The sequence below is a fragment of the Vibrio sp. V39_P1S14PM300 genome (assembly GCF_009904765.1).
GTDB classification, from domain to species: domain Bacteria; phylum Pseudomonadota; class Gammaproteobacteria; order Enterobacterales; family Vibrionaceae; genus Vibrio; species Vibrio proteolyticus.
The window spans coordinates 1-2,208 of the sequence record NZ_WXWP01000241.1; the positions used below are offsets into that span (position 1 = coordinate 1).

Sequence of the window (2,208 nt, forward strand, 5' to 3'; positions counted from 1 at the left end):
TTGTTGGCACAGTACGACAATTTGGATATACCGTAAAACATGTATTTCCAGTGTATCGCGGAAACACTTGGGCAACCGGCCAAATACCCTGATTCTGGTGCAAACCAGATTCCTCAACGCAACAGTGTAACGACGGATAAGTTTTGTTTGTTTCCATCTCACCTCACTTATTCTACTACGCTCACTTTCCACTCCAAATTGAGCGGGCGCCTGGCCCGCTCGTCAGGATTAACCTTCCTGAGATTGATGCTCAGTCACCATCGCTTCAGTGGTGATCATTAAACCTGCCACGGAGGCTGCAAATTGCAGAGCAGAGCGAGTAACTTTGGCTGGATCAAGGATCCCCATCTCAAGCATATTGCCATAACTGCCCGTAGCCGCATTGTAGCCATAATGCGTATTACCTTGTTTCACCGCATTGGCTACCACAGAGCCTTCATCACCGGCGTTGATGGCAATCTGGCGCAGAGGTTCTTCCATTGCACGCAGCGCAACCCGAATCCCCACGTTTTGATCGTCGTTGTCACCTGTCAGCGAGCTCAGCTCATTGGCAATTTTTGCTAAGGCTACACCACCACCGGCAACAATGCCTTCCTCAACCGCCGCGCGGGTAGCGTGAAGCGCATCATCCACACGGTCTTTTTTCTCTTTCATTTCCACTTCAGTCGCTGCGCCAATCCGGATGACCGCAACCCCACCGGACAGTTTAGCGATACGCTGCTGCAGCTTATCCTTGTCATATTGGGAAGTAGTATTGCCCATTTGATGTTCTATCGTGGCAACGCGCTCCCGAATAGCATTTTCATCCGCTGCACCGCCTATGATGGTAGTGGTATCCTTACTAATCGTCACTTTCTTCGCACTGCCCAGTTGCTCCAGTGTCACTTTTTCCAGCTCAAGACCAAGCTGCTCGGTGATCACAGTTCCTGCTGTCAGTACAGCGATGTCTTCTAACAAAGCTTTACGGTTATCACCAAAGCCTGGCGCTTTCACCGCTGTTGCTTTCACGATACCACGCAGGTTGTTCACCACCAATGTTGCCAACGCCTCACCTTCGATGTCTTCGGCAATGATCAGAAGTGAACGGGAAGCTTTGGCAACCGACTCCAGAACCGGTAGCAACTCGCGGATATTACTGACTTTCTTGTCAACCATCAGGATATACGGTTTTTCTAATTCCACCGCGCCAGCTTCCTGATCGGTAATGAAATACGGCGAAAGGTACCCACGGTCAAACTGCATGCCTTCAACAATGGACAGCTCATTATCCAGGCCCTGGCCTTCCTCTACAGTGATCACACCATTACGACCAACTTTGTCCATCGCTTGAGCGATGATTTCACCAATCGCCAGATCACTGTTGGCTGAGATACTGCCAACTTGGGTAATGGACTGTTTATCGTCACAAGGATGTGCCATATCACGCAGCTTTTCGACTGCTGCCGTAACGGCTTTATCAATACCGCGTTTCAAATCCATGGGATTCATGCCCGATGCCACAGCTTTCAGGCCTTCATTGATCAATGACTGAGCCAGTACCGTTGCAGTCGTCGTACCATCACCGGCTTCTTCATTCGCTTTGGACGCGACCTGTTTTACCATCTGAGCGCCCATGTTTTCGAACTTGTCTTGCAGCTCAATTTCTTTGGCAACAGAAACACCATCTTTGGTGATCACCGGAGCACCGTAAGCCTTGTCCAGCACCACATTGCGTCCTTTAGGCCCCAAAGTCACTTTCACGGCATTCGCTAGCAGGTTGACCCCTTTCAGCATTTTCTGACGGGCATCATTTTCAAACAATACATCTTTACCAGCCATGCTCTTCTCCTCTTAGCATTACAACAATGACTTATTCAGAAACCGCCAATACATCAGACTCAGACAGGATCAGATAGTCCTTACCGTCGATGTTTTCTTCTTTAACGCCATAGCTCTCGTTAAAAATGACGGTATCGCCGACTCGGACTTCCATCGCTGCCCGTTCGCCATTCTCCAGGCGCACGCCCTGGCCAACGGCGACCACTTTGCCACGGTTGGATTTTTTAACCGACTTTGAGGTCAGAACAATTCCCCCTTCAGATTGATGCTCAACGTCAAACCGTTCAACAATCAGTTTGTCATGCAAAGGACGAATATTCATTTTGGGTTGCCTCCTATATATTTATACCCATTATAAAAGACATCGAGGTTATCGTATTATTGCGCAGT

General features: G+C 49.0%; 2 protein-coding genes. Both read right to left on the reverse strand.

The window, feature by feature from the left end; genetic code table 11:
• Positions 1–228: 228 nt before the first annotated feature.
• Complete coding sequence (gene groL, locus CAG65_RS12125; protein WP_161453794.1) at positions 229–1,818, reverse strand: chaperonin GroEL; 1,590 nt, start codon at positions 1,816–1,818, stop codon at positions 229–231.
• A 31-nt stretch (positions 1,819–1,849) separates the two neighbouring features.
• Positions 1,850–2,140 carry a co-chaperone GroES gene (locus CAG65_RS12130; protein ID WP_161453795.1) on the reverse strand — a complete coding sequence of 97 codons (291 nt, stop codon included), beginning with the start codon at positions 2,138–2,140 and terminating at the stop codon, positions 1,850–1,852.
• Positions 2,141–2,208: the final 68 nt, after the last annotated feature.

Coding starts and splice junctions, on each gene's coding strand:
- groL (WP_161453794.1), bottom strand. CDS start 1,818: ATGGCTGGTAAAGATGTATTGTTTGAAAATGATGCCCGTCAGAAAATG.
- CAG65_RS12130 (WP_161453795.1), bottom strand. CDS start 2,140: ATGAATATTCGTCCTTTGCATGACAAACTGATTGTTGAACGGTTTGAC.